The 677-nt window shown below is 54.2% G+C and carries 2 tRNA genes and 1 rRNA gene; all 3 read left to right on the forward strand.

Features of this window, described 5'->3' with window-relative positions:
* Positions 1 to 109, forward strand: a 16S ribosomal RNA gene (locus tag E5Q11_RS17335); the annotation flags it as partial.
* A gap of 244 nt (positions 110 to 353) precedes the next feature.
* Positions 354 to 430: transfer RNA gene (locus tag E5Q11_RS17340), tRNA-Ile, on the forward strand.
* Between the two features lie 126 nt (positions 431 to 556).
* Positions 557 to 632: transfer RNA gene (locus E5Q11_RS17345), tRNA-Ala, on the forward strand.
* The last annotated feature ends 45 nt before the right edge of the window (positions 633 to 677 follow it).

Below are 677 nucleotides of genomic sequence, written 5' to 3' on the forward strand. Positions count from 1 at the left end.
AGTGGTTAGTCTAACCTTCGGGAGGACGATCACCACGGTGTGGTTCATGACTGGGGTGAAGTCGTAACAAGGTAGCCGTAGGGGAACCTGCGGCTGGATCACCTCCTTAAACGAAGCCGAATGCTTCGGTCAGAGTCCACACGAATTACTTGGTTAGCTTGAGAAGAGAGCAAAGGGTCTATACAGACCCGATATCGGTTTGAGTCATTCAACGGGACGATCTCGGGGTTTGGCGCCGGATTCGCGCCAGCTGGCCAGGCGCAGGCTGAGAGAGTGAGGAAGCGTACTTAGGTACGTGACCGAGTGAACGAAGACTGCAACGCAGATCAGGTGGTGCGAAGACAAGCGAAACCGGGTCTGTAGCTCAGTTGGTTAGAGCGCACCCCTGATAAGGGTGAGGTCGGTGGTTCAAATCCACCCAGACCCACCAAAATTGTCCAGCTCGTCGTTATCGAAGACCTTGCATAGCAGGCTATGCGGCGGACTTCGATGCCTAGATCTGAACAATTTTATAGCCTGAGACTCCGTGCGCGGCCGGGCTTAGGTGATAAGTCTAGGGGCTATAGCTCAGCTGGGAGAGCGCCTGCCTTGCACGCAGGAGGTCAGCGGTTCGATCCCGCTTAGCTCCACCAAAAACTTTTACTGACTAACTTCGGGTTAGCAGTGTGCAGAAACAA

This window comes from Marinobacter confluentis (assembly GCF_004785685.1).
Lineage (GTDB): Bacteria > Pseudomonadota > Gammaproteobacteria > Pseudomonadales > Oleiphilaceae > Marinobacter > Marinobacter confluentis.